Consider the following 21774-nt stretch of genomic DNA (forward strand, 5'->3'; position numbering starts at 1 on the left):
ACCCCACCCGGTACGCGGCCGCCTCGCAGGCGGTCATGCGGGTCTTCCGGGACGTCACCCCGCTGGTCGAGCCGCTCTCCCTCGACGAGGCGTTCCTCGATGTGGCCGGCGCCCGGCGGCTGTTCGGTTCCCCGGTCGAGATCGCCCGGCTGATCCGCCGCCGGGTCGTCGAGGAGCAGGGGCTCACCTGCTCGGTCGGGGTGGGGCCGAGCAAGTTCGTGGCCAAGCTCGGCTCCACCCGCGCCAAACCGGACGGCCTGCTGGTGGTTCCCGCCGACCGGGTGCTGGAGTTCCTGCACCCGTTGCCGGTCGACGCGCTCTGGGGGGTGGGGGAGCGGTCCGCCGAGGCGCTGCGCCGGCTCGGCCTGTCCACCGTCGGCGATCTGGCCGAGGCTCCGCTCGGCATGCTGCGGCGGGCGGTCGGCGAGGCGTCCGCGGCTCACCTGCGTGAGCTGGCCTGGGGGCGGGATCCGCGTCCGGTGAGCCCGGAGCACGTGGAGAAGTCGATCGGCGCGGAGGTGACCTTCGACGTGGACGTGGGTGATCCGCGGGAGATCCGCCGGGCGCTGCTGGCGCTGAGCGAGAAGACGGGCGCCCGGCTGCGCCGGGCCGGTCAGGTCGGCCGTACGGTGTCGATCAAGGTACGGCTGGCTGACTTTCGCACCGTGAGCCGGTCCCGCACCCTCGGCGTGCCGACCGACGTGGCCCGGGAGGTCTTCGACACCGCCTGGGCGCTCTGGACGGCTCTCGATACCGGGGAGCGGATCCGGCTGGTCGGCGTACGGGTCGAGGGGCTGGCGGGGGCGAGCGGCACGCCCCGGCAGTTGGCCCTCGGCGCGCCCGAGCGCGGCTGGCGGGAGGCGGAAGCTGCCGCCGACGCCGCGGCTGCCCGATTCGGGCGGTCCGTCATAGGTCCGGCCAGTCTGCTCGGCAAGGGCGGAGGCGACCGGCGCGAAAAACCGGCCCGGCCGTAGGTCGTCCCGCTTTCCGACGCGCGAGGGCCCTCGTAGACTTGACGGCAAGCAGCCGGATGGCTGCCACGGTCTGTCGGCCCGACCGGGCCGACCAACGTGACCGGGGAGGAGTGCCGTGCCGCTCTCGGAGCACGAGCAGCGGCTGTTCGAGCAGATCGAGCGGTCGCTTGCCGAGGACCCCAAATTCGCCTCGGCCGTGCGCGCCAGCGACCCGCGTTTCCACGCGCGGCGTCGCCTGCTCGTCGCTGCCGGCGTGGTCGTCGTCGGCCTGGCCCTGTTGGTCTACGGCGCGGTGATCAAGACTCCGCCGCTGGCAGTGGCGGGGTTCGTCGTCATGCTGGCCGCGTTGGGCTATGCGGTGCAGTCGCACCGGCGGGCGCAGTCACCCGACCTGCACGTGGTGGGTGGGACGACCAGTCGTCGTCGTCCGCGCGGGCGTGCCGGCCGGCGGCCGTCGTTGCTGGACCGCATGGAGGACCGGTGGCGGCAGCGCCCGGAGGGACATCGCTGAACGCCGCCCGCGGCTGAGGCCGGTCGGCGTCGTCGCACGACGGTGGGTTGCCGGACAGGTTCCGGCGACCTCCGTCGTAGCAGCATGTCCAGGCTGGCCGCCCCCGGTGTCACCGTCGACAGGCACGCCGTGACCTGACCGCACTCGATCAACTCCGTTTGCCGCCAATGGCGGTGTCCCTGCCACGGGACACCGCCATTTCGCGCATCCTGCGACCGCCCTCGCGCTGACCGCCCTCGCGCTGACCGCCCTCGCGCTGACCGCCCTCGCGCTGACCGCCCTCGCGCTGACCGCCCTCGCGCTGACCGCCCTCGCGCGGCCGACGGCTGACGGGGCAGGTGGCCGGGTCAGGCGCGGCGGGCCAGCAGGCGGCGCGGGTTCCACCGCGCCAGCCGGAGCCGGAGCCGGCCCGTCGTCGTCACCCACCCGGTGGACCGCTCCGCCGCAGCCGACCGCCACCGCAGCAGCACCGACGGCGGAAGCACCACCGCGAGGAGCCGGGTACGCCGGTCGGCCCGGGCGGCGAGCGTGTCGCGTACCGAGGCCAGGGCCGGGTGCAGCGGCTCGCCGGTGAGCGGGTCACGGGCGTAGCGGGCCCGTTCCTCGGCGCGGCCGAGCAGCCGTACCGCCGTGGCGGAGGTCGCGTCCTCGGTCAGCGCCTCCCGGACCAGGCGTTCCGCGGTCGCCCGCGGGGTTTCCGTCCGGTCGACGCGGACCCGGTAGTCGATCAGGGTGTCCACCAGTTCGTCCCAGGCGGCGTGGGCGTCGGCCCGGGCACGGTCGCGCTCCGCGCCGAGGACGACCATGCCGGTGGCCGGCGCGCCCGCCGCCTCGGCTACCCCGGCGGTGACCGCCGGGGCCACCCGAAGATGCCGTCGGCGGCGCAGTGCCATCCGGCGCAGCGCCGGCACACAGAGCAGCGCGGCCAGCGCCAGTACCGCGCCGACCGTCCACCACGGCCAGGCGGGCCCACGCTGGATCGGCGCGCCGGTGACCGGGTCGAAGGTCTCGTCGACGTCCCGGCCGGCGGCGTCCGGCTGCTGCGGGCCCGCGGTGGCGCCCGGCTCATCCGGGGTGGCCCCCGGCGCGGCCGTTCCCGACGGCTCCGGGTCCGGCGCGTCGCTGTCCGGGGCCCAGGCCGAACGGGTCGCGCCCTGCACGGCGTACGCCGGGGTGGGGTCGAACGGCACCCACCCCATCCCGTCGAAGTAGACCTCCGTCCAGGCGTGCAGGTTGCGGTTGGTCAGCACATAGCTGCCGTTCCCGGTGCTGGCGCCGTTGGTGAAGCCGAACGCGACCCGGGCCGGGATGCCAGCCGCGCGGACAAGCCAGGCCATCGCGGCGGCGTACTGCTGGCAGAAGCCGACCTTGTTGTCCAGGAAGTCGACGATCTCCTGACCGCTGGTGCCGCCCTTGGTGCTCAGCGAGTAGCTGAAGCCGTTCTCCCGGGAGAAGTAGTCGTAGATGGCCCGGACCTTGTCGTAGTCGTTGCGCTCGCCCTCCACGAGCCGGGCGACCAGTACGTCCACCTGCTGCACTGCCGGCCGGCGGGTCTGCTGCACCGCTATCGGGTGCTCGGCCGGCAGCGAGGGGGCCCGGCGCAGCGCCGCGGGAGTGAAGGTGGACCGGACGTACTCGACGGTGTAGCGCTTGCCCCGGGAGTTGTCCCGGTTGGAGAACACCACGCCGAGGTTGCGGTCGTAGAGCCAGTTGCCGTTGAGCCCCTCCACCCCGACCGGGTCGGAGTAGACCGGCACCAGCGGCATCTCGAGATTGCGGCTGACCTCCACCGTCGCCCGGTACCGCTGCTGGCCTGCGCCCCGCCGGTCGGTGCTGCCCGGCAACTCCCGGTCGACCCGCGTGCCGGTGGGCGGGCGCACCCGGAAACCGTCCGGCCGCAGCTCGTCGGCGACACCGAAGCGCAGGTAGAACGGGCTGGGCTCGGTGGTGGTCACCTTGACCATCTCGGCCACCTCGGACTGGTTGAGCTGGCCGCTGAGCGCGGCGAACAGATCGACCCGGCCGGGATTGCCGCCCTGCCCGAATCGCCCGTTGCCGGTGCCGTTGCCGGCGGAGGTGAACTGGTTGAGCAGCCCGCCGGTCATTCCCGGCACGGCCAGCGGCAACACCACGGCGAGCGCCACACCCACCACCGCCAGCCGGCGACCGGCCGCGGCCAGCGGGGACGCCTCCCAGACGTCGACGTCACGACCCTCGCCGGTGAACCGGCGGCCGAACCGGCGTACCCGCTCGACGTTGTCGGTGACCAGCAGCCACAGGTAGCCGCAGGCCCCGACGACGAACGGCAACGCCGGCACGCTGTCCACGTAGACCGCGACCGGCACCGAGTAGATCGCCAGCATGGGCAGCCCGGCCAGCGCGGGACGGCGCAGCCCCACCGCGAGCACGTCGACCAGGACGGCCACGCCGCCCACCCCGAGCACGGTGATGAACAGCAGCGGGGTGGTGTCCGGCACCTTCACCCCGTACGACCGCATGTCCTGTGCCGAGTCCTGCAACAGCTCACCGAAGTGGGCCACGGTGGCCGGGGTGGGCAGGACCCCGACCAGCTCGCCGCCGGCGGGGAACAGCCAGGTCAGCGCGAGCGCCAGACCGGCCAGCATGCTCAGCGCCTGCGCCCACAGCGGCGCCCGGAGCAGCCGGGCCAGCGCGGCGACGCCGGCCACCACCGCCACCGCGATGGCGGCCTGGATCAGCCAGGTCCAGCGTTCGAAGATCGACGACAGGGGCGCCGCGGCGAGCAGTGTCGCCGCGGCGGCCACGAAGCCGAGGTTTCGGGACGCGATCACGATGTCACCCTCCCCGTCACCGGACCACACCGGCGACCGTCTCGGCCATGGCCGCCCGCAGCGCGAACCCCTGCGAGCCCCGGGCCGCCTGCGGCCACAGCGCCGGCAACCGGCTGCCGTGGTCCACCCCGATCACCCGCCAGCCACCCTGGAGCAGGGTGAGCGCGGCGGCACCGTGGGCCTGCTCCGACTCGGCGCGGGTCTGCTCCGGCAGATTCAGCCAGCTGTTGCTGTCCAGCAGGAGAGCCACGCAGGTCGCGCCGTTGCCGCGCAGCCCGGCCAGCAGGTCGGCCTCGACGGTGCTCAACGCGCCGAGCAGCGCGATGATCAGGCCGCCGTCGGCGCGCTGGCGGACCCGCTGCACCAGGGTCGCGACGTCGACGCGCTGGTCGAGCCGGACGTCGGCGAGGTGGTCGAGGAGCACGCCGTCGCCGGCCATTTCGGTGGCGTCCACGTCCGCGCCGGAGCCGGTGACCAGCCGCAGCTTGTAGCCCGACTGCCGTAGGTGCACCGCGATGCTCGCGGCGGCCGAGACCGCCCACTCGAAGCTCGCGGTCGGACCGTCGCCACGGTGGCCGTACGCGCGGGTGTCCAGCACGACGGTGGCGCGGCTCTCCCAGGGTTGCTCCTCGCGCCGGACCATCAGCTCACCGGTGCGGGCCGTCGACTTCCAGTGCACCCGACGCAGGTCGTCGCCCCTCCGGTACTCGCGGGTGGCCGCGTCGTCCTCGCCGTGCACCGCCACGGAACGGGCCCGGCTGTCGCCGCTGCCGGCGTACTCGCCGGGTAGTCGGATCGACGGCAGCGGGGTGACCTGCGGGATCACCGTCAGATGGTCGGTGCTGGGAAAGGCCCGGGTCAGCTCGCACAGCCCGAACGGGTCGGTCATCCGGACCACCAGCGGACCCACCTCGTACCGGCCGCGCACGTCGGCGCGGACCGTGTAGGCCACCGAGCTGGCCTGGTGCGCGCCGAGGCGTTCCAGCACCACCCGGGGTCGGCTGCCCAGCGCGTACGGCAGCCGGTCCTCCAGCAGCAGGGTGCCGGTGGGCAGGCGGGACATGTTCTGCAACCGCAGCACCACCCGGGAGTTGGCCCCGACCGGCACCCGGTGCGGTTCCAGCGCCCGGTTGCAGGCGAGCTTGTAGCGGCTGCGCCCGACGTAGAGCGCGGCGAGCAGCGGCAGGATCGCGAGCAGGACGGCCACCCGCAGCAGGTCCTTCTCGCCGAGGATGCCGGCGGAGACCGCCGCCGCGACCGAGGCCGCCAGGAACGAGCGGCCGCGGGTGGTCAGACCACGCAGCCCGTCACGCACGTCACGGCCTCCGCGGCTCGAACGGCGGGCGGACGGTGCCGGCGGCTGGCCGGGGCGTGTCGTACGGGGTGCGCTGGCGGTCCTGCGGCAGCGCCAGCCGGTGCACCAGCTCCGCGATGATCGCGTCGGTGGTGCGCCGGGCGAGCTGCGCGTCGGCGGTCGGGATGACCCGGTGCGCCATCACCGGCACCGCGAGGGCCTGCAAATCGTCCGGGAGCACGTAGTCGCGTCCCTCGAGGGCGGCCACCGCCCGGGCGGTGCGCAGCAGCTGGAGGGTCGACCGGGGGGAGGCGCCCAGGCGCAGCTCCGGCGACTCGCGGGTGGCGGTGACCAGGTCGACGGCGTACTGCTTGACGGCGTCGGCGACGTGCACCTGGCGCACCGTGGCGATCAGCCGGCGGACCGTCTCGGCGTCGGAGACCGCCCGCAGCTCCTGGAGCGGGTCGGTGGCGCCGTGGCCGTCCAGCATGGCCAGTTCGGCCTGCGGGCCGGGGTAACCCATCGCGATCCGCGCGGTGAACCGGTCGCGCTGCGCCTCCGGGAGGGGGTACGTGCCCTCCATCTCGATCGGGTTCTGGGTGGCGATCACCATGAACGGGGTCTGGAGCTGGTAGGTCACGCCGTCGACGGTGACCTGCCGCTCCTCCATGCACTCCAGCAGCGCCGACTGGGTCTTGGGCGAGGCACGGTTGATCTCGTCGCCGACCACCAGGTTGGCGAAGACCGCTCCCGGCCGGAACTCGAAGTCGTGCGTCTCCTGGTTGTAGACACTGACGCCGGTGACGTCACTGGGCAGCAGGTCGGGGGTGAACTGGATCCGGCGCACCGAGCAGTCGATCGAGCGGGCCAACGCCTTGGCCAACTTGGTCTTGCCGACGCCGGGGACGTCCTCGATCAGGAGGTGACCCTCGGCGAGCAGGACGGCCAGAGCGAGGCGCACGGTCGCGGTCTTGCCCTCGATGACCTGCTCGATGTTGGTCACGATGGCGTCGCTGGCGGTGCGGAACTCGTCGTGCGGCAACAGGCCGCCCACCTCGTCCCAGGTCTGTTGTGTCACGGGCCTCCTCCTCGTCGCCGGAAACGGCAGCTCTGTTGAGAGCACCTGGACCCGCCGTTGGGTTCGCGACGCCGAGCCACGTCTGCCGCAGAAATCTCATTGGCCTCTCAGGCTAACCATGTTTCTCGTGATCGCCGACACCCGCAGGTAGTCCGCCGGTTACGCCCGGAATATTCGCCGGTCGGGGGACGCATGCGCCCCTGCTCAACGGGTAGACCCGGCTCCTGAACCGGACGGGGGCGAACATGACGGACGCGGCACTGCCGATCACCCTCGGCTACGGGCTGTTGGTACGCAGCCCGGCCGTGCTGCTGGCCGCACGGCGGCGGGAGGCGTCCGAGGGCCAGCCGGGGACCCACGCCGCCGTCGACTGCTGACCGCCGCCCGGCATGATCCTGGCGGCTGTTCTTGCCTGGCAGGGCGTACTCGCGGCCTGCGTACCCCTGCTCACCCGCCGGCTGGGCCGCGACGCCGGCTACCCGCTGGCCGCCGGTTTCCTGCTGGCCGCCGGACTGCTGCTCTGGCGGCTCCCGGTGCTCCTCGACGGCCGGGAGGTGGCGCTGCGTTGGCGGTGGCTGCCCTCGCTGGCCGTCTCGGCGGCCCTGCGGCTGGATGCCCTCGCCCTGGTGTTCGCCCTGCTCGTGCTCGGGGTCGGCGCCCTGATCATGGCCTACTGCCCGCGCTACCTGGGGCGCCGCGAGCGGCACACCGGCACGTATCTGCTGCTGACGCTCTTCGCGACCGCGATGCTCGGGCTGGTCCTCGCCAACGACCTGCTGATCCTGTTCGCCTTCTGGGAACTGACCTCGGTGCTGTCCTTCACGCTGATCGGGCAGACCGGTGCGAGCGCCGGTACGCCGGCGGTACGGGCGCTGCTGGTCACCTCGGGCGGCGGCCTGGCGCTGCTGGCCGGGGTCGTGGTGCTCGCCCTCGACCTCGGCACCAGCGACCTCGCCCGGATCCTCGCCGAGCCCGAGCGCCTGGTCGGCGGGCCCGCCTGGGCGGTCGGCGCGCTGGTGCTGGTCGCGGCCTTCACCAAGTCGGCGCAGGCGCCGTTCCACTTCTGGCTGCCCGGGGCGATGGTCGCGATCACCCCGGTCAGCGCCTACCTGCACGCGGCCACCATGGTCAAGGCCGGCATCTACCTGCTGATGCGGTTCTCCGCGCTGTTCGGGGGCCGACCGGCGTGGGACCTGACGCTGCTCGCCGTCGGCCTGTCGACCGCCGTGCTCGGCGCCTTCCTGGCGTTGCGCCAGTACGATCTCAAGGCGCTGCTCGCGTACTCCACGGTCAGCCAGCTCGGGCTGATCGTCGGGGTCGTCGGGGTCGGCACCCCCGCCTCGGACGCCGCCGCGATCCTCTACACCGTCGCCCACGCCCTGTTCAAGGCGACGCTGTTCATGCTGGTCGGCATCATCGACCACGAGGCGGGCAGCCGGGACGTCCGAAAGTTGTCCGGGCTGCCCCGGGTCATGCCGGCGACGGCGCTGTTCACCGTCCTCGCCGCCGCCACCATGGCCGGCCTGCCGCCGACGATCGGCTTCGTCGGCAAGGAGGCGATCTTCGAGGCCCTGGCCGAGGCGCACCACGTGCCGTGGTCCGGCCCGGCGGCGGCCGGGGTGGGCGTGCTGGCCTCGGTGCTGACGTTCATGTACGCGGCCCGGGTGGTGAACGCCGTCCTCACCGGCCCGCTGCGCCAGCCGGGGCTGCGCGGGCCACGGCGCTCCTTCGTGGCCCCGGCCGGGGTGGCCGCGGTGCTGGCCACCGCGTTGGGACCGTCCGTCACCCTGCTCAGCTCGCTCGTCCAGCGGGCCGCCAACGACGCCCGGCCCCAGGGGGAGCCGCCCTACCTGGCATTCTGGCACGGCTTCACGGTGGCCCTCGGGCTCTCCGCGCTCACCATCGGGGTCGGGGCGCTGCTGTTCGCCTTTCGTGCCCGGGCCGACCGCCTGCTGTGCCGGATCCCCACCACGGCATCCCTCGCCGACCGGTTCGAGTCCGGCCGCGCCCGCCTGCTGCACCTCGGTGCCCTGGTCGCCCGGCCGGCCCGGGCCGCCGGCCCGGCGGCGTTCCTGCTCCGGCCGGTGCTCGCCGTGCCGCTGCTGGCCGTGGTGGCCGCGGCCCAACTAGGTCCGCTGCCGCCGCTGGTGGGCGACCCGACCCGGCCCGGCGACGCGGTGCTGCTGGTCCTGCTCGTGGCGGCCCTGGCCGGGGTGGTCACGGTGCGCTCGGCGCTGGCCGCGGTCAGCCTCACCGGCGTGGTGGGACTCCTGCTGTCGGTGTGGTTCGTGACCGCCGGAGCGCCCGACGTCGCGCTGACCCTGATGCTGGTCGAGGTGCTCACCACGATCGTGGTGATGTTGGTCCTGCGGCGCCGCCCGTCTCGGCTGGCCCCGCGCGGCTCGCCGCGTGCCCTGCTGGCCGGCGTGGCGCTGGCCGGTGCGACCGGACTGGCGGCGGCGGCCGGGACGGCGGCGCTGACCGGCCGTCGTGACCTGTCCGATCCCGGCCGGTTCCTGCTGGCCGAGGCGGCGCCGGCCACCGGTGGCAGCAACGTGGTCAACACCATCCTGGTGGAGTTCCGGGCGCTGGACACCCTCGGCGAGTCGGTCGTCCTGGCGGTGGTGGCGCTGGGGCTGATCGCGCTCTCCGAGGTGGGGCGCGACGTCCGGACCCAGCCAGCCGGGACTGCCGCCACCGACCCGGTGCTCGTGTTCGCCCACCGGATGCTCGCCCCGGTGATGCTGGTGGCGTCGTGCTTCCTGTTCGTCCGGGGACACGAGGAGATCGGCGGGGGGTTCATCGGCGCGCTGCTGGCCGGAACCGCCGTCGGGCTGGCGCACCTCGCGTACGCCGGCGCGCCGGCGCCGCTGCTCGGCCGGCTGCACCCCCGGCCGTTGCTGGTGGCCGGGCTGCTGCTCTGCGTCGGTGTGGGGCTGGCCGCGCTGCCGTGGGGGCGGCCGTTTCTCACTCTCGGCAAGGTCGGCCTGCCCGGTGGGCTCGCCCTGCCGTTCTCCACCGGCCTGCTGTTCGACCTCGGCGTCTACCTGATCGTCCTCGGACTGATCGTGGCGGCGGTCCGCCGGCTCGACGAGCGGCCCCGACCGGCCGTGACGGGGCGACGGCGGTGACCGCCGCCGTCGCCGTCGGCGTGCTGGTGGCCACCGCGGTGCACCTGCTGCTCCAGCGCGGCCAACTCCGGGTGATCCTCGGGTTCGTCCTGCTCGGGCACGCGGTCAACGTGCTGCTGCTCTCCGCCGGCGGGCTGCGCCGTCGCACGCCGGCCTTCGACGGCGTCGGGGAGGAGGTGGTCGATCCGCTGCCGCAGGCGTTCGCGCTCACCGCCATCGTGATCAGTTTCGGCATCACGCTCTACCTGCTGGGGCTGCTGCGGGCGGACGGACCGGCCGGTGACGACGGCGAGCCGGCCGGCGAGGATGAGTCCGCCGACGACCGTTCGGCCGGCGAACCGGCCGGAGACGGGGACGGACGGTGAGCCGCCTACTGGTCCTGCCGCTGGCAGGGCCGCTGCTCGTCGCCGGGCTGCTGGTAGCCGCGCCCCGGCGACGGACGGCACACCGGATGGCCGGTCTCGCCACCACCGCCGGCGTACTCGCCCTGGCCGTGGTGCTGCTGGCGACCACACGGGACGGGACGGTGCTGGCCGAGCGGGTCGGTGGCTGGCACCCGCTGGTGGCGATCGGCTTCGCGGCCGACGCGTTCGGCGCGCTGATGGTGACCGTCTGCGCGGTGGCGGTGCTGGCCTGCCTCACCACGGCCGCAACCGACGGCACGGACGGCGACCCGCTGTTCGTGCCGCTTGTCCTCGTGCTGTCGGCCGGGGCCTACGGGGCGTTCCTCACCGCCGACCTGTTCAACCTGTTCGTGCTGGTGGAGGTCATGCTGGTGCCGTCCTACGTGCTCATCGCGCTGGGCGCCGGCGCCGCCCGGCTCGGCGCCGCCCGCGTGTACGTGGCGGTGAACCTGCTCGCCTCCACGATCCTGCTGGCCGGGGTCGGCCTGGTGTACGGGGCCACCGGCACGGTGCGGTTCGGTGCGCTGGCCGCCGCCGCGCGAACCTCGCCCACCGTGGCTGTCGCGGCCGGCGTCGTGCTGCTGGCGCTGGCGGTCAAGAGCGCTGTGGTGCCCTGGCACGACTGGCTGCCCCGGACCTACCCCGAGGCCGCGCCCGTGGTGCTCGCCCTCTTCTCCGGGCTGCTCACCAAGGTCGGCCTGTACGCCCTGATCCGCGTCTTCGCCGTGGTGTTCGACGGCGACCCGGCGTACCACTGGGTGATCGCTGCCGCCGCGCTGCTCAGCATGGTGGTGGGGGTGCTCGGCGCGCTCGGTGAGAACACGATGCGCCGGGTGCTCGCCTTCCACATGGTCAGCCAGATCGGGTACGTCCTGCTGGGCCTGGCGCTGTTCACGGCCGCGAGCCTCGCCGCCGCGATCTTCTACCTGGTGCAGTACATCCTGGTGAAGACGGCGTTGTTCCTCTGCGCCGCGGCCGTGCACGCGGGGCACCGGACCGACCGCCTCGACCGCCTCGGCGGCCTGGCCGGCGCCCACCCGCTGCTGGCGCTGGCTTTCGCCGCCGCCGCGCTGTCGCTGGCCGGGCTGCCGCCGTTCTCGGGGTTCGTGGCGAAGTTCCTCCTGTTGCGGGCCGCCGGGGGCGGCGGGCACTGGGTGGCGTTCGCGGTGGCCGTCGGGGTCAGTCTGCTCACGCTGGCCTCCATGCTCAAGATCTGGAGCGCGGTGTTCTGGGGCGAGCCGCCCGGTCCGGCCGCCGCGTCGCGGCTGCCGGCCGGGGTGGCCCTGCCGGCGTTCGGTCTGGCGGTCCTGTCGTTGCTGCTCGGCCCGGTGGCGCAACCCCTGCTCGGGTTGGCCGACACGGCGGCGGCCGGTCTGCTCGACCCCGGCGCGTACCTGCGGGCGGTGACCGGCCGGTGAGCGCGGACCTCGGGCGGCGGGCGGTGGTGCGGGCCGGCCGGATCCTGCGCTTCCTCGGCTGGTTCGCCGCCCGCCTGGTGGTCGCCAACCTGGAGGTGGCCCGGGAGGTCCTGACCCCGCGGTGCGGGTTGTGCCCGGCGATCGTGCGGGTGCCGCTGCCCGGTGCGAGCCGGACCGAGGTGGTGCTGACCGCGCTCTGCGTCGGGCTGACCCCGGGCACCCTCGCGGTGACGGTCCGAGCCAGCCCGCCGGTGCTGTTCGTGCACGGCATGTACGCCGACGATCCGGACGTCTTCCGCCGGCGGATCGTCGAACTCGAAGAGAGGTTGCTGCTGGCCGTCCGTCCCGTCGGTCGGCAGCCCGCCGGATCCGTACCCACGGCCGGCGACCCGGATGGAAGGTGAGGCTGTGATTTTGCTCGACGTGGTGCTCGTCGTGCTGGCGGTGTCGATGCTGCCGGTGATCTGGCGGCTGGTTGTCGGCCCGACGGACGCGGACCGGGCGGCGGCCCTCGACCTGGGCTTGTTCGTGTTCCTGGCCGCGGTGGCCGTGCTGGCCGCCCGGTTGGAGTTCCCGGCCCTGCTGGATCTGGTGCTGACCGGCACCCTGGTCGCCTTCCTGGCCACGGTCGCCCTGGCCCGCCTCGTGCACCGGCGGTCCCGCTGATGCGTACCGTGCTGGCGGCCATCCCGCTGCTCGTCGGCGCCGGGCTGATCGCGGTCAGTTCGCTGGGCCTGCTCCGGCTGCCCGACGTCTACAACCGGATGAACGCGGTGGCCAAGGCGGCGAGCCTGGGCGTGGTGTGCGTGCTGCTGGGGGTGCTGGTGCTGCTGTTCGACCCGCGCAGCGCGGGGGTGGTCACCGTGGCGGTCGCGCTGCAACTGCTCAGCGCGCCGGTGGGGGGCTACGCGCTGGCCGTGGCGGCCTACCGGGCGGGCAGCCCGCTGGCCGCGGTGACCCGGTACGACGACCTCGCCGACGCCGACGCCGACGCCGACGCCGACGCCGACGCCGACGCCGCCACGCCCGAGGTCGAGCCGCGGGCCGGCCGGCGCGAGCGTCCGCCCTGCGGTGACGGGCTCGACGGGCCGGCGGGTGGGTGAGGCGGTTTCCGCTCCCGGGGTGAGGGCCCGCCCGGCGGCGACGTGGCCGGCGGGTGAGGCGGTTCCCGCTCCGTCGCGGCCGGCGGTAGACTGCGGGCATGTCCGTGGCCGGTCTGCTTCTTACCGAGCCGTGCTGACGCGCTGACCGCGACAGCACGGCCGCCCCTCCTGCGCGAGGGGCTTTTTTGTGCCTGCCGGACGAGACCGACCCGCATCCCGCGGTACGACGAACAGCGGATCGAGGAGAGACGCCATGAGTGAGGCAGCCGCACCGGCCAGTGACATGCCACCGTTCCGGTACACGGCCGCCCTGGCCGACGAGATCGAGCGCCGGTGGCAGGACGTCTGGGCGCGCGAGGGCACCTTCCACGCCCCGAACCCGACCGGGCCGCTGGCCGACCCCGATCATCCCCGGGCTGACGCGGAGAAGCTGTACGTGCTGGACATGTTCCCCTACCCGTCGGGCGCCGGCCTGCACGTCGGCCACCCCCTGGGCTACATCGGCACCGACTGCTTCGCCCGCTACCAGCGGATGGCCGGGCGCAACGTGCTGCACGCGATGGGCTTCGACGCGTTCGGGCTGCCCGCCGAGCAGTACGCGGTGCAGACGGGCACCCACCCCAGGACCACGACCGAGCAGAACATCGAGCGCTACAAGGCGCAGCTGCGCCGGCTGGGCCTGGCCCACGACGAGCGCCGTTCGGTGGCCACCATCGACACCGACTTCTACCGCTGGACCCAGTGGATCTTCCTGCAGGTCTTCAACTCCTGGTACGACACGGAGGCGGAGAAGGCCCGCCCGGTCGCCGAGCTGATCGCCGAGTTCGAGGCCGGCGTCCGGTCCACCCCGGACGACCGCCCGTGGGCCGAGCTGACGGTGGCCGAGCGGCGGGCGATCGTCGACGACCACCGGCTGGCGTACGTCTCGCAGGCGCCGGTCAACTGGTGCCCGGGGCTGGGTACCGTGCTGGCCAACGAGGAGGTCACCGCCGACGGCCGCTCCGAGCGGGGCAACTTTCCGGTCTTCAAGCGCAGCCTGAAGCAGTGGATGATGCGGATCACCGCGTATGGTGACCGGCTGTTGGACGACCTGGACACGCTGGACTGGCCCGAGCCGATCAAGCTGATGCAGCGCAACTGGATCGGCCGGTCCATCGGCGCGCACATCGACTTCGCCACCGAGCGGGGTCCGGTGCGGGTGTTCACGACCCGGCCGGACACCATCTTCGGCGCTACCTACCTGGTGCTGGCTCCCGAGCACGAGCTGGTCGACGCGCTGGTCCCGGCTGCCTGGCCGGAGGGGACCCGGGATGCCTGGACCGGGGGGCACGCCAGCCCACGGGCGGCGGTCGAGGCGTACCGGAAGGCTGCGGGGGCCAAGACCGACGTGGAGCGGCAGGCCGACACCAAGGAGAAGACCGGCGTCTTCGTCGGCGACTACGCCGTCCACCCGGTCACCGGCGGGCAGATCCCGATCTTCGTCGCCGACTACGTGCTGGCCGGCTACGGCACCGGCGCGATCATGGCGGTGCCGGCCGAGGACGAGCGCGACCACGCCTTCGCCGAGATCTTCGAGCTGCCGATCGTTCGTACGGTGCAGCCGCCGGAGGACTTCGACGGCAAGGCGTACACCGGGACCGGGCCGATGATCAACAGTGCCGCGCCCGAACGCGGCCTGGACCTGAACGGCCTGGGGGTCGCCGACGCCAAGGCCCGGATCATCGCGTGGCTGGAGACCAACGGCCACGGCGAGGGGGCGGTCACCTTCCGCCTGCGCGACTGGCTGTTCTCCCGGCAGCGCTACTGGGGCGAGCCGTTCCCGATCGTCTACGACGAGACCGGCGCCGCGATCGCGCTGCCCGAGTCGATGTTGCCGGTCGAGCTGCCCGAGGTGGACGACTTCTCGCCGAAGACGTTCGACGCCGACGACGCCGACAGCAACCCGGAGACCCCGCTGTCGCGCCGCCGCGACTGGGTCGAGGTGGAGCTGGACCTGGGTGACGGTCCGAAGCGGTACACCCGGGAGACCAACGTGATGCCGCAGTGGGCCGGCTCCTGCTGGTACGAGCTGCGCTACCTGGACCCGACCAACGGCGAGCGCTTCGTCGACGCGGAGAACGAGCGGTACTGGATGGGCCCGCGCGGCGAGGGCGACTGTGGGGGAACCGACCTGTACGTCGGCGGCGCCGAGCACGCCGTGCTGCACCTGCTGTACGCCCGCTTCTGGCACAAGGTGCTGTACGACCTGGGCCACGTCTCGTCGTTCGAGCCGTTCCGCAAGCTGTTCAACCAGGGCATGATCCAGGCGTTCGCGTACACCGACGCCCGGGGCGCGTACGTGCCCGCCGAGGAGGTCACCGAACGCGACGGCGGCTTCTACCTGGGCGACACGGCGGTCAACCGCGAGTACGGCAAGATGGGCAAGTCGCTGAAGAACGTCGTCACCCCCGACGAGATGTGCGCGACGTACGGCGCGGACACCTTCCGGGTCTACGAGATGTCGATGGGCCCGCTGGAGGTCTCCCGCCCCTGGGACACCCGCGCGGTGGTCGGGTCGTACCGGTTCCTGCAACGGGTCTGGCGGGCGATCGTCGACGAGCGGACCGGCGCGGCGCGGGTCACCGACGCGCCCGCTGACGAGGCGACCCGCCGGCTGCTGCACAGGGTGGTCCACGGGGTCCGGGGCGACATGGAGGGAATCCGGTTCAACACCGCCATCGCCAAGCTGATCGAGCTGACCAACGCGGTGACCCGGCTGCCAGAGACCCCGCGCGAGGTGGCCGAGCCGCTGGTGCTGATGCTGGCGCCGTTCGCTCCGCACGTCGCCGAGGAGCTGTGGCGGCGGCTGGGGCACGACACCTCCCTGGCGTACGCGGACTTCCCGACCGCCGACCCCGCCCTGCTGGTCGCGGAGACGGTGACCTATCCGGTGCAGATCAACGGCAAGGTGCGGGGCAGGGTCGAGGTTCCCGCCGACGCGGCCGAGGACGACGTACGGGCGGCGGCGCTGGAGGCGGTCGCCGGTGCGCTGGCCGGCAAGGAGCCCCGCAAGGTCATCGTGGTCAGGGGCAGGATGGTCTCCGTCGTCGCCTGACCCGCGCCGAGGCAGGCAGGGGCCCTCTGCCACGTCTTCCGCCGGAGAGGGCCCCTGCCGGCCCCCGGCGGTACGCGGTCCCGCTGCTGGTCGGCCTCCCGGTCGTCGGCCTGCTGCGGCGCACGATGTCGGCGGGCCCGCAGCCTCAGCTCGGCCCGAGCCGGCGCTGTCGCTCGGCGCGCCACCAGCGGTGCGCCAGCGCGACGCTGGCGAGCAGGCCGAGCGCGGCGGGGGCGGCGGCGAACCAGTTGACGTCGCCCGGCGAGGTGACTGCCGCGCCGACGGCGGCGTAGCCGAACGCGGTGGGCGCGGAAGCGATCACACTGCCGGCGAGGAACGGCACCACCCGCGCGCCGGTGGTGCCGTAGCCGTAGCTGACCAGCCCGTACCCGGCGATCGGCAGCAGCCGTACGGTGATCACCCCGAGTACGCTCTGCCGGGCGAACCAGCCGTCCAGGCGGGCCAGCCGGCCGCGGGCTCGTTCCGCGACGAACTCCCGGCCCAGCGCCCGGCCGACGGCGAAGCCCAGCGCCGCTGCGAGCAGCGCCGCGCCGAGGGCGTACGCGGCCCCTTCCAGGGCGCCGAAGATCGCGCCCGAGGCGAGCGTGACGAAGGTCCGGGGGATCAGCGCGACCAGCAGCAGGGCGCCGGCCAGCACCGCCACGGCCGGGGCGTATCCGCCGAGGTGGTCGGCGAGGTGCGGCAGCGCCCCGGGGTCGGGTCGGGGCACCACCAGCAGCAGCACCCCGAACCCGGCGAGCAGGAGCAACAGCAGGGCGAACCGGCGGGCCGGCGGCTGCCGGAGCAGCCCTCGGACGGCGAGGACGATTTCCGGGCGGCCACCGCCGGGGGTCATGCCGGGGCGGCCACCGCCGGGGGTCATGCCCGGGCGGCGGCGGCCACCGCGGCGCGGCGCTCGGAGCGGAGCCGGTCGGCCCAGGTGTCGTCCAGCGGCGGAAGCTGGTGCGTGCCGGTGGCCCAGCGCAACAGCAGGTCGGCCAGGGCCGGGTTGCGGGCCAGCGCCGGCCCGTGCGAGTAGGTGCCGAGCAGCTTGCCCCGCCAGGCTCCCTCGGTGGCGCCGTCGTTGCCGACCCCGGCGGTCACCCGCGCCAGCGGTGAGACGCCCTGGCCGAGGTGGGTCCGCCCGCCGTGGTTCTCGAATCCGGACAGCGCCGGGACACCGAGCCGTGGGTCGATCTCACCGGCCAGCTCGCCGACCGCGCGGGTGGGGCCCCGGTCGGAGGAGAGGTCCAGCAGTTCGAGCCCGGCGCACCGGGTGCCCTTGGCGAAGAAGGAGGTGCCGAGGAGCTGGTAGCCGGCGCAGACGCCGAACACCACCGAGCCCTGGGCGACCGCCCGGTGCAGGCCGCCGTCGGCGAGCAGCCGCTGCGCGCCGAGCGCCTGCGGGCCGTCCTCGCCGCCGCCGATGAGGTAGATGTCGGCCGTGGCGGGCAGCCGCTGGTCGGAGCGGACCTCCAGCACCTCGACCGGCATGCCGCGCAGCTGTGCCCGGCGGGCCAGGATCAGCATGTTGCCGCGGTCGCCGTAGGTGGAGAGCAGGTCGGGGTAGACCCAGACGATACGCAGGCTCTCAGTTGACACGGTCCAACTCCGCTCGGATGTCCTGGAAGGCGGTGTAATTGGCAATGACCTCCAGCCGGCCCGGCGGGGCCGTGCGGACCGCCTCGTCGAACGTACGCACGTGCTGGAACGGCACGCCGTTGACCTCGAGCCGCACCGCCAGGTCGTACGCCCGGTCGCCGGTGATCAACACCTGACGTCCCCGCAGCGGGGCGAAGTCGACGTCGAACAGCCAGGAGGTGTCCAGGCCGTCGGGGTCGCGGGCGTTGATGGACAGCAGGGTCGGGGCCTCGTCGGCCATGTCGAAGGCCTCCAGCCAGCTGGCCGGGTTCTTCGCCAGCAGCAGCCGGATGTTGCGCCCGTCCCGGTTGACCTGGGCGTAGCGGCCGGCGACCGAGGTGACCGTGCCGAGTCGGGAGACGGCGTCGACGGGGCGTACGCCGAACTCGGCGGCGACGGCCAGGGCGGTGGCCGCGTTGCCGATGTTGACCTTGCCGGGGAGCTGGAGGGTGATCTTGTGCCAGGCGCCGGTGGAGTCGAGGACCCCGTCGTCCTCCACCGTCCAGTTCGGCTCCGGGCGGCGCAGCGGGCAGCCGGTGCACCACCACTGCTCGCCGGAGCGCTGGATGGTGGCGCCGCACTCCGGGCAGACCCAGGAGTCGTCGTGCCAGCGTTGGCCGGCGCTGAACCAGGTGACGTGCGGGGCGTTGATCCCGCGCGCCGGGTCGGCCGGCGGGGTGGCCGCCCAGACCACCATCGGGTCGTCGGCGTTGGCCACCACCCGGACCTCGGCGTGCCGCACCAGCGCGGCCCGCCAGAGCTGGGCCATCATGGCCACCTCCTTGGCCCGGTCCAGCTGGTCCCGGGAGAGGTTCAGCAGCGCCACCACGTGCGGTTCGGTGGCCTCCAACACCTGGGCGAGGTAGTGCTCGTCGACCTCCAGCACCGCGTACGGGGTGCTGCCCGCCTTGGCCAGCGCGGAGGTGTGGCCGGTCGGCATGTTCGCGCCGAAGGAGTTGGTGGCGACCCGGCCGAGCACGCCGACCGCCGCGGCGGCGAGCCGGGTGGTGGTGGTCTTGCCGTTGGTGCCGGACACCAGCGCGATGGCGCGGCCGGCCGAGAGGTGGGCCAGCAGGTCCGGGTCGATCTTCAGGCCGATCCAGCCACCGATCACCGATCCGTCGCCGCGGCCGGCGGCCCGCGACAGCGCCGCGGCGGTCCGCGACACGGAGCTGGCCACCTTGGCCCGCAGGGGCATCTTCGCGTCCGTCACGGCAGCGAGGTTACCGGACAGCCGCGTCCCCCAGATCGCCGCCGACGGCGAACCGTTCGGCCGGGGCCGCGCCGGGCGTCCGGTCGCCCGTGCTCGGCCGGACGGAGTCGATCATTGTCGGGAAGCGGACGCTGCCGCGGGGCGCTCCGGCCCTCCACTCCGCTCCACCCCCTCTGACGTGGGCTTTTGCGTCGGTCAGTGGCGCGCCACGCGGGCGATTCTGGTTGCAGGTGGAGGGAAGTGGAGTAGAGTGGGGCGCGATGGTGAGGCCGGGAGGGCCCACCGGCCCGGGGGGTCAGCGGCGACGCGAACGCCGCTAAAGGGCGAGGGGGTAGGGCCGTGTTTCTCGGCACCCACACTCCGCGCCTGGACGACAAAGGCCGGTTGATCCTTCCGGCGAAGTTCCGGGACGAGCTGGCGGGGGGTGTCGTGATAACCAAAGGGCAGGATCGCTGCCTCTACGTCTTCCCCACGCCCGAGTTCCAGCGCATCGCCGACCAGTTGCGCGCGCAGCCGATGACGAACAAGGCGGCCCGGGCCTACAGCCGGGTCTTCTTCGCCAGCGCCCACGACGAGGTCCCCGACAAGCAGGGGCGGGTCACCATCCCGGCGCACCTGCGGTCATACGCCGCGCTCGACCGGGATCTGGTGGTGATCGGGGCGAGCACCCGGGTGGAGATCTGGGACAAGGCGGCCTGGGAGACCTACCTCGCCGAGAGCGAAGACGACTTCGCCGACATCGAGGAGGGGGTGCTGCCCGGCGGCCTGTAGGGCGAGACGACGCCCGACGTACTGCGAGATCTCCAGCCGCTTTCGAGTTCCTGGCACCCCTTCCCCGGTGCCAGGCGCACGATCTCTTCCCGGGGCCGCGGCCCGGGGCGGGGCGGGAGCGGATGGGGATCTGGCGGTACGGCGGCACGGCGTCGTCCGACGAACAGGACGCGGATCAGGTACGGACGTTTCAACCAGTGGGGGTCGACATGGGGGAGCTACGCGGCACGCACGTGCCGGTGCTGCTCGAGCGGTGTCTCGAGTTGCTGGCCCCCGCGCTGGACCGGGGCGACCGGACGGTCCACGTCGACGCGACGCTGGGGTTGGCGGGGCACGCCGAGGCGGTGCTGGAACGGCATCCGCGGACGGTGTTGATCGGCCTCGACAGGGACACCGAGGCCCTCGCGCACGCGCGGGTGCGGCTGGCCCGCTTCGCCGACCGGGTCCACCTGGAGCACGCCGTCTACGACGAGCTGCCCGAGGTGCTCACCCGGCTGGGCTACCCGGGCGTCGACGGGGTGCTGTTCGATCTCGGGGTCTCCTCGTTGCAGTTGGACGCGCCCGACCGCGGTTTCGCGTACGCCCAGGACGCGCCGCTGGACATGCGGATGGACCAGACCCGGGGGGTGACCGCCGAGGAGGTGGTCAACAGCTACTCCCACGGCGAACTGGCCCGGGTGCTGAAGGTCTACGGCGAGGAGAAGTTCGCCGGGCGGATCGCCTCGGCGATCGTCCGCGAGCGGGAGCGGTCCCCGATCACCTCCTCGGCGCGACTGGCCGAGCTGGTCAGGGAGAGCATTCCGGCACCAGCCCGACGAACCGGGGGACACCCGGCCAAGAGAACGTTTCAGGCTTTACGGATCGAGGTAAACAGGGAGCTGGCCGCGCTGGAAGCAGCGCTGCCGGCCGCCCTCGACAAGCTCGACGCGGGCGGCCGCATGGTGGTCCTGTCCTACCACTCGCTGGAGGACCGGCTCACCAAGCAGGCGCTCGCCGACCGGGTCCGCAGTAAGGGCCCGGTCGACCTCCCGGTGGAACTTCCCGGGTCGGGCCCGACGTTCCGGCTGCTCAGCCGGGGTGCCGAGCTCGCCGGGGAGACGGAGGTCGCCGCGAACCCGCGCGCCGCCTCGGTGCGGCTGCGGGCAGCGGTGCGACTCGACCCGACCACCGGGGGGTCGGGGCGGACCGACCGCGAACGGTACCGCCGCCGGGTCAGGGCGATGCACCAACCGGGGACGGGGTCGACAACGGGTCCCACAGTGGAGCCGGGGCCGACGCCGGGGGACGGCAGAGGGACGGACGAAGAGGGGGAGGGAACATGAACGTCAACAAGCGCGACGGCCGGGAGGCCGTCGGGCAGCGCGCACCGCGGCCGGGGGGCCGGGCCACGGCGCAGCGCACCACGCGTACCGGTGTGCCGGCGGACCTCGCCGGTCGACGGGGGGACACTCGCGCCGGGGGGGCGCGCGAGTTCCCGACCCAGGGCAGCGCCGCGCTGCGCCCGGTCGAGAAACCGGCCGCGAAGGCCGCTGCCGCTGCCGCTGCCACGGCCACGGCCGCGTCGCCCCGGCTGCGGGTGGCTCCGCCGCCGCCCGTCCGGGTGCCGCAGGCGCCGTTCGCGGCGCTGGTGGTGGTCCTGGTGGTGGGCGGGGTGCTCGGCATCCTCGCCGTCAACACGAAGATCAACGAGAACGCCTTCAAGCTTCAGCAGCTCCAGCAGCAGCAGGCCCGCCTCGACGTGGACCAGCAGCAGCTGGAGAAGCAGATCGAGGAGGCCAAGGCGCCGGGCAACCTCGCCGCCCAGGCCCGCCGGCTCGGGCTGGTCGAGGCAGGCGAGCCGGCGTACATCCGGCTGCCCGACGGGAAGATGATCGGCGTGCCGCAGCCCGCCAACGGCCAGCCGGCGATCACCAGTCAGCAGGGCAACGGGGGATAGGCCGGTGCCACCGAGATCGGATGATCCGCGCCGGGACGCCACGACGGGCTCCCGGCGCGGCTCGTCGCGCGGTGGCGAGCCGGGAGGCGGCGGGATCTCCGACGCGCGGGCCTACACCCCCCGGGGGCGGACCATCCGGGAGAGCGACGAGGCCGGGGCCGAGCGCGCCGGGCAGCGGCGTAACCCACGGGCCAGCCGTTCCGGCGACCCGTTCCGGCCCGCTCTGCAGGTGCTCGACGGAGGTCGGGCCGGCTCCGCCCGCGCCGGGCGTCGCAACGCCACCGCGGCCGGCCGCGGCGGCGTGGTGCGGACCGTCCAGGCCCGGCCGGTCCGCCCCGACGACGACGAGCACCCGCCACCGCCGCGCCGGAGGCCGGGCCGGGCTCCCCGCCGGCC

19 protein-coding genes and 1 pseudogene are annotated in these 21774 nt (G+C 73.8%); 14 read left to right on the top strand and 6 right to left on the bottom strand.

Annotated features, from left to right (window positions below):
• Both E1193_RS18260 and E1193_RS18265 read left to right on the top strand, forming a co-directional pair.
• Positions 1–974, top strand: a 974-nt coding sequence (locus E1193_RS18260) for a DNA polymerase IV (RefSeq protein WP_132184406.1), incomplete at its 5' end; no start/stop codon positions are given.
• Positions 975–1089: 115 nt separating this feature from the next.
• Positions 1090–1485, top strand: coding sequence for a DUF3040 domain-containing protein (locus E1193_RS18265; protein ID WP_132184407.1), 396 nt, complete (start codon positions 1090–1092; stop codon positions 1483–1485).
• 347 nt (positions 1486–1832) lie between these two features.
• On the opposite strand, the gene E1193_RS18275 is transcribed toward E1193_RS18265, so the two are convergent.
• The 3 genes from E1193_RS18275 to E1193_RS18285 are packed head-to-tail and all read right to left on the bottom strand — an operon-like array spanning position 1833 to position 6667.
• Positions 1833–4295, bottom strand: coding sequence for a DUF3488 and transglutaminase-like domain-containing protein (locus tag E1193_RS18275; protein ID WP_132184408.1), 2463 nt, complete (start codon positions 4293–4295; stop codon positions 1833–1835).
• A gap of 16 nt (positions 4296–4311) precedes the next feature.
• Positions 4312–5610 (bottom strand): DUF58 domain-containing protein, encoded by a 1299-nt coding sequence (locus E1193_RS18280; protein WP_132184409.1) that lies wholly within the window; start codon positions 5608–5610, stop codon positions 4312–4314.
• 1 nt (position 5611) lies between these two features.
• Positions 5612–6667, bottom strand: coding sequence for a MoxR family ATPase (locus E1193_RS18285; protein WP_132184410.1), 1056 nt, complete (start codon positions 6665–6667; stop codon positions 5612–5614).
• Positions 6668–6912: 245 nt separating this feature from the next.
• Here E1193_RS18285 and E1193_RS33825 point away from each other — a divergent pair, with 245 nt between their 5' ends.
• From E1193_RS33825 to leuS, 8 genes are all read left to right on the top strand, one after another.
• Positions 6913–7044, top strand: a complete 132-nt coding sequence (locus E1193_RS33825) for a hypothetical protein (protein WP_279433360.1) — start codon at positions 6913–6915, stop codon at positions 7042–7044.
• Between the two features lie 12 nt (positions 7045–7056).
• Entirely contained in the window at positions 7057–9798 is a 2742-nt protein-coding gene (gene mbhE, locus E1193_RS18290; protein WP_132184411.1) for a hydrogen gas-evolving membrane-bound hydrogenase subunit E, read from the top strand.
• Positions 9795–10163: an NADH-quinone oxidoreductase subunit K gene (locus E1193_RS18295; protein ID WP_132184412.1), complete on the top strand. Its 369-nt coding sequence runs from the start codon at positions 9795–9797 to the stop codon at positions 10161–10163. Before mbhE ends, E1193_RS18295 begins: the two co-directional genes overlap by 4 nt.
• Entirely contained in the window at positions 10160–11620 is a 1461-nt protein-coding gene (locus E1193_RS18300) for a monovalent cation/H+ antiporter subunit D family protein (RefSeq protein ID WP_132184413.1), read from the top strand. The genes E1193_RS18295 and E1193_RS18300 overlap by 4 nt, the downstream gene beginning before the upstream one ends.
• Positions 11617–12024: a Na+/H+ antiporter subunit E gene (locus E1193_RS18305; protein ID WP_132184414.1), complete on the top strand. Its 408-nt coding sequence runs from the start codon at positions 11617–11619 to the stop codon at positions 12022–12024. The genes E1193_RS18300 and E1193_RS18305 overlap by 4 nt, the downstream gene beginning before the upstream one ends.
• A 4-nt stretch (positions 12025–12028) precedes the next feature.
• Positions 12029–12286, top strand: a complete 258-nt coding sequence (locus E1193_RS18310; RefSeq protein ID WP_132184415.1) for a monovalent cation/H+ antiporter complex subunit F — start codon at positions 12029–12031, stop codon at positions 12284–12286.
• Positions 12283–12723 carry a monovalent cation/H(+) antiporter subunit G gene (gene mnhG / locus E1193_RS18315; RefSeq protein WP_132184416.1) on the top strand — a complete coding sequence of 147 codons (441 nt, stop codon included), beginning with the start codon at positions 12283–12285 and terminating at the stop codon, positions 12721–12723. Before E1193_RS18310 ends, mnhG begins: the two co-directional genes overlap by 4 nt.
• 253 nt (positions 12724–12976) lie before the next feature.
• On the top strand, positions 12977–15817 hold the full coding sequence (gene leuS, locus E1193_RS18320; RefSeq protein WP_132184417.1) for a leucine--tRNA ligase: 2841 nt from the start codon (positions 12977–12979) through the stop codon (positions 15815–15817).
• A 145-nt stretch (positions 15818–15962) separates the two neighbouring features.
• Here leuS and E1193_RS18325 read toward each other — a convergent pair whose 3' ends face one another.
• Genes E1193_RS18325 through E1193_RS18335 form a run of 3 tightly spaced genes read right to left on the bottom strand, consistent with a single transcriptional unit; the run spans position 15963 to position 18656 of the window.
• Positions 15963–16673, bottom strand: a complete 711-nt coding sequence (locus tag E1193_RS18325) for a VTT domain-containing protein (protein WP_243707760.1) — start codon at positions 16671–16673, stop codon at positions 15963–15965.
• A 23-nt stretch (positions 16674–16696) separates the two neighbouring features.
• Entirely contained in the window at positions 16697–17419 is a 723-nt protein-coding gene (locus E1193_RS18330; protein ID WP_132184419.1) for a glutamine amidotransferase, read from the bottom strand.
• Positions 17409–18656, bottom strand: a complete 1248-nt coding sequence (locus tag E1193_RS18335) for a MurT ligase domain-containing protein (RefSeq protein ID WP_132184422.1) — start codon at positions 18654–18656, stop codon at positions 17409–17411. The genes E1193_RS18330 and E1193_RS18335 overlap by 11 nt, the downstream gene beginning before the upstream one ends.
• 354 nt (positions 18657–19010) lie before the next feature.
• Here E1193_RS18335 and mraZ point away from each other — a divergent pair, with 354 nt between their 5' ends.
• The 4 genes and pseudogenes from mraZ to E1193_RS18355 all read left to right on the top strand — a co-directional run.
• Positions 19011–19442, top strand: coding sequence for a division/cell wall cluster transcriptional repressor MraZ (mraZ, locus tag E1193_RS18340; RefSeq protein ID WP_132184420.1), 432 nt, complete (start codon positions 19011–19013; stop codon positions 19440–19442).
• Between the two features lie 209 nt (positions 19443–19651).
• The gene (rsmH, locus tag E1193_RS18345; RefSeq protein ID WP_132184423.1) at positions 19652–20764 is read left to right on the top strand and encodes a 16S rRNA (cytosine(1402)-N(4))-methyltransferase RsmH; all 1113 of its coding nucleotides are present in this window, start codon (positions 19652–19654) and stop codon (positions 20762–20764) included.
• The gene (locus E1193_RS18350) at positions 20761–21378 is read left to right on the top strand and encodes a hypothetical protein (RefSeq protein WP_132184421.1); all 618 of its coding nucleotides are present in this window, start codon (positions 20761–20763) and stop codon (positions 21376–21378) included. The genes rsmH and E1193_RS18350 overlap by 4 nt, the downstream gene beginning before the upstream one ends.
• Positions 21379–21382: 4 nt before the next feature.
• Positions 21383–21774, top strand: a pseudogene (locus E1193_RS18355) (penicillin-binding protein 2); the annotation flags it as partial.

The organism is Micromonospora sp. KC606, from assembly GCF_004348675.1.
In the GTDB taxonomy this organism is placed as follows: Bacteria; Actinomycetota; Actinomycetes; order Mycobacteriales; family Micromonosporaceae; genus Micromonospora.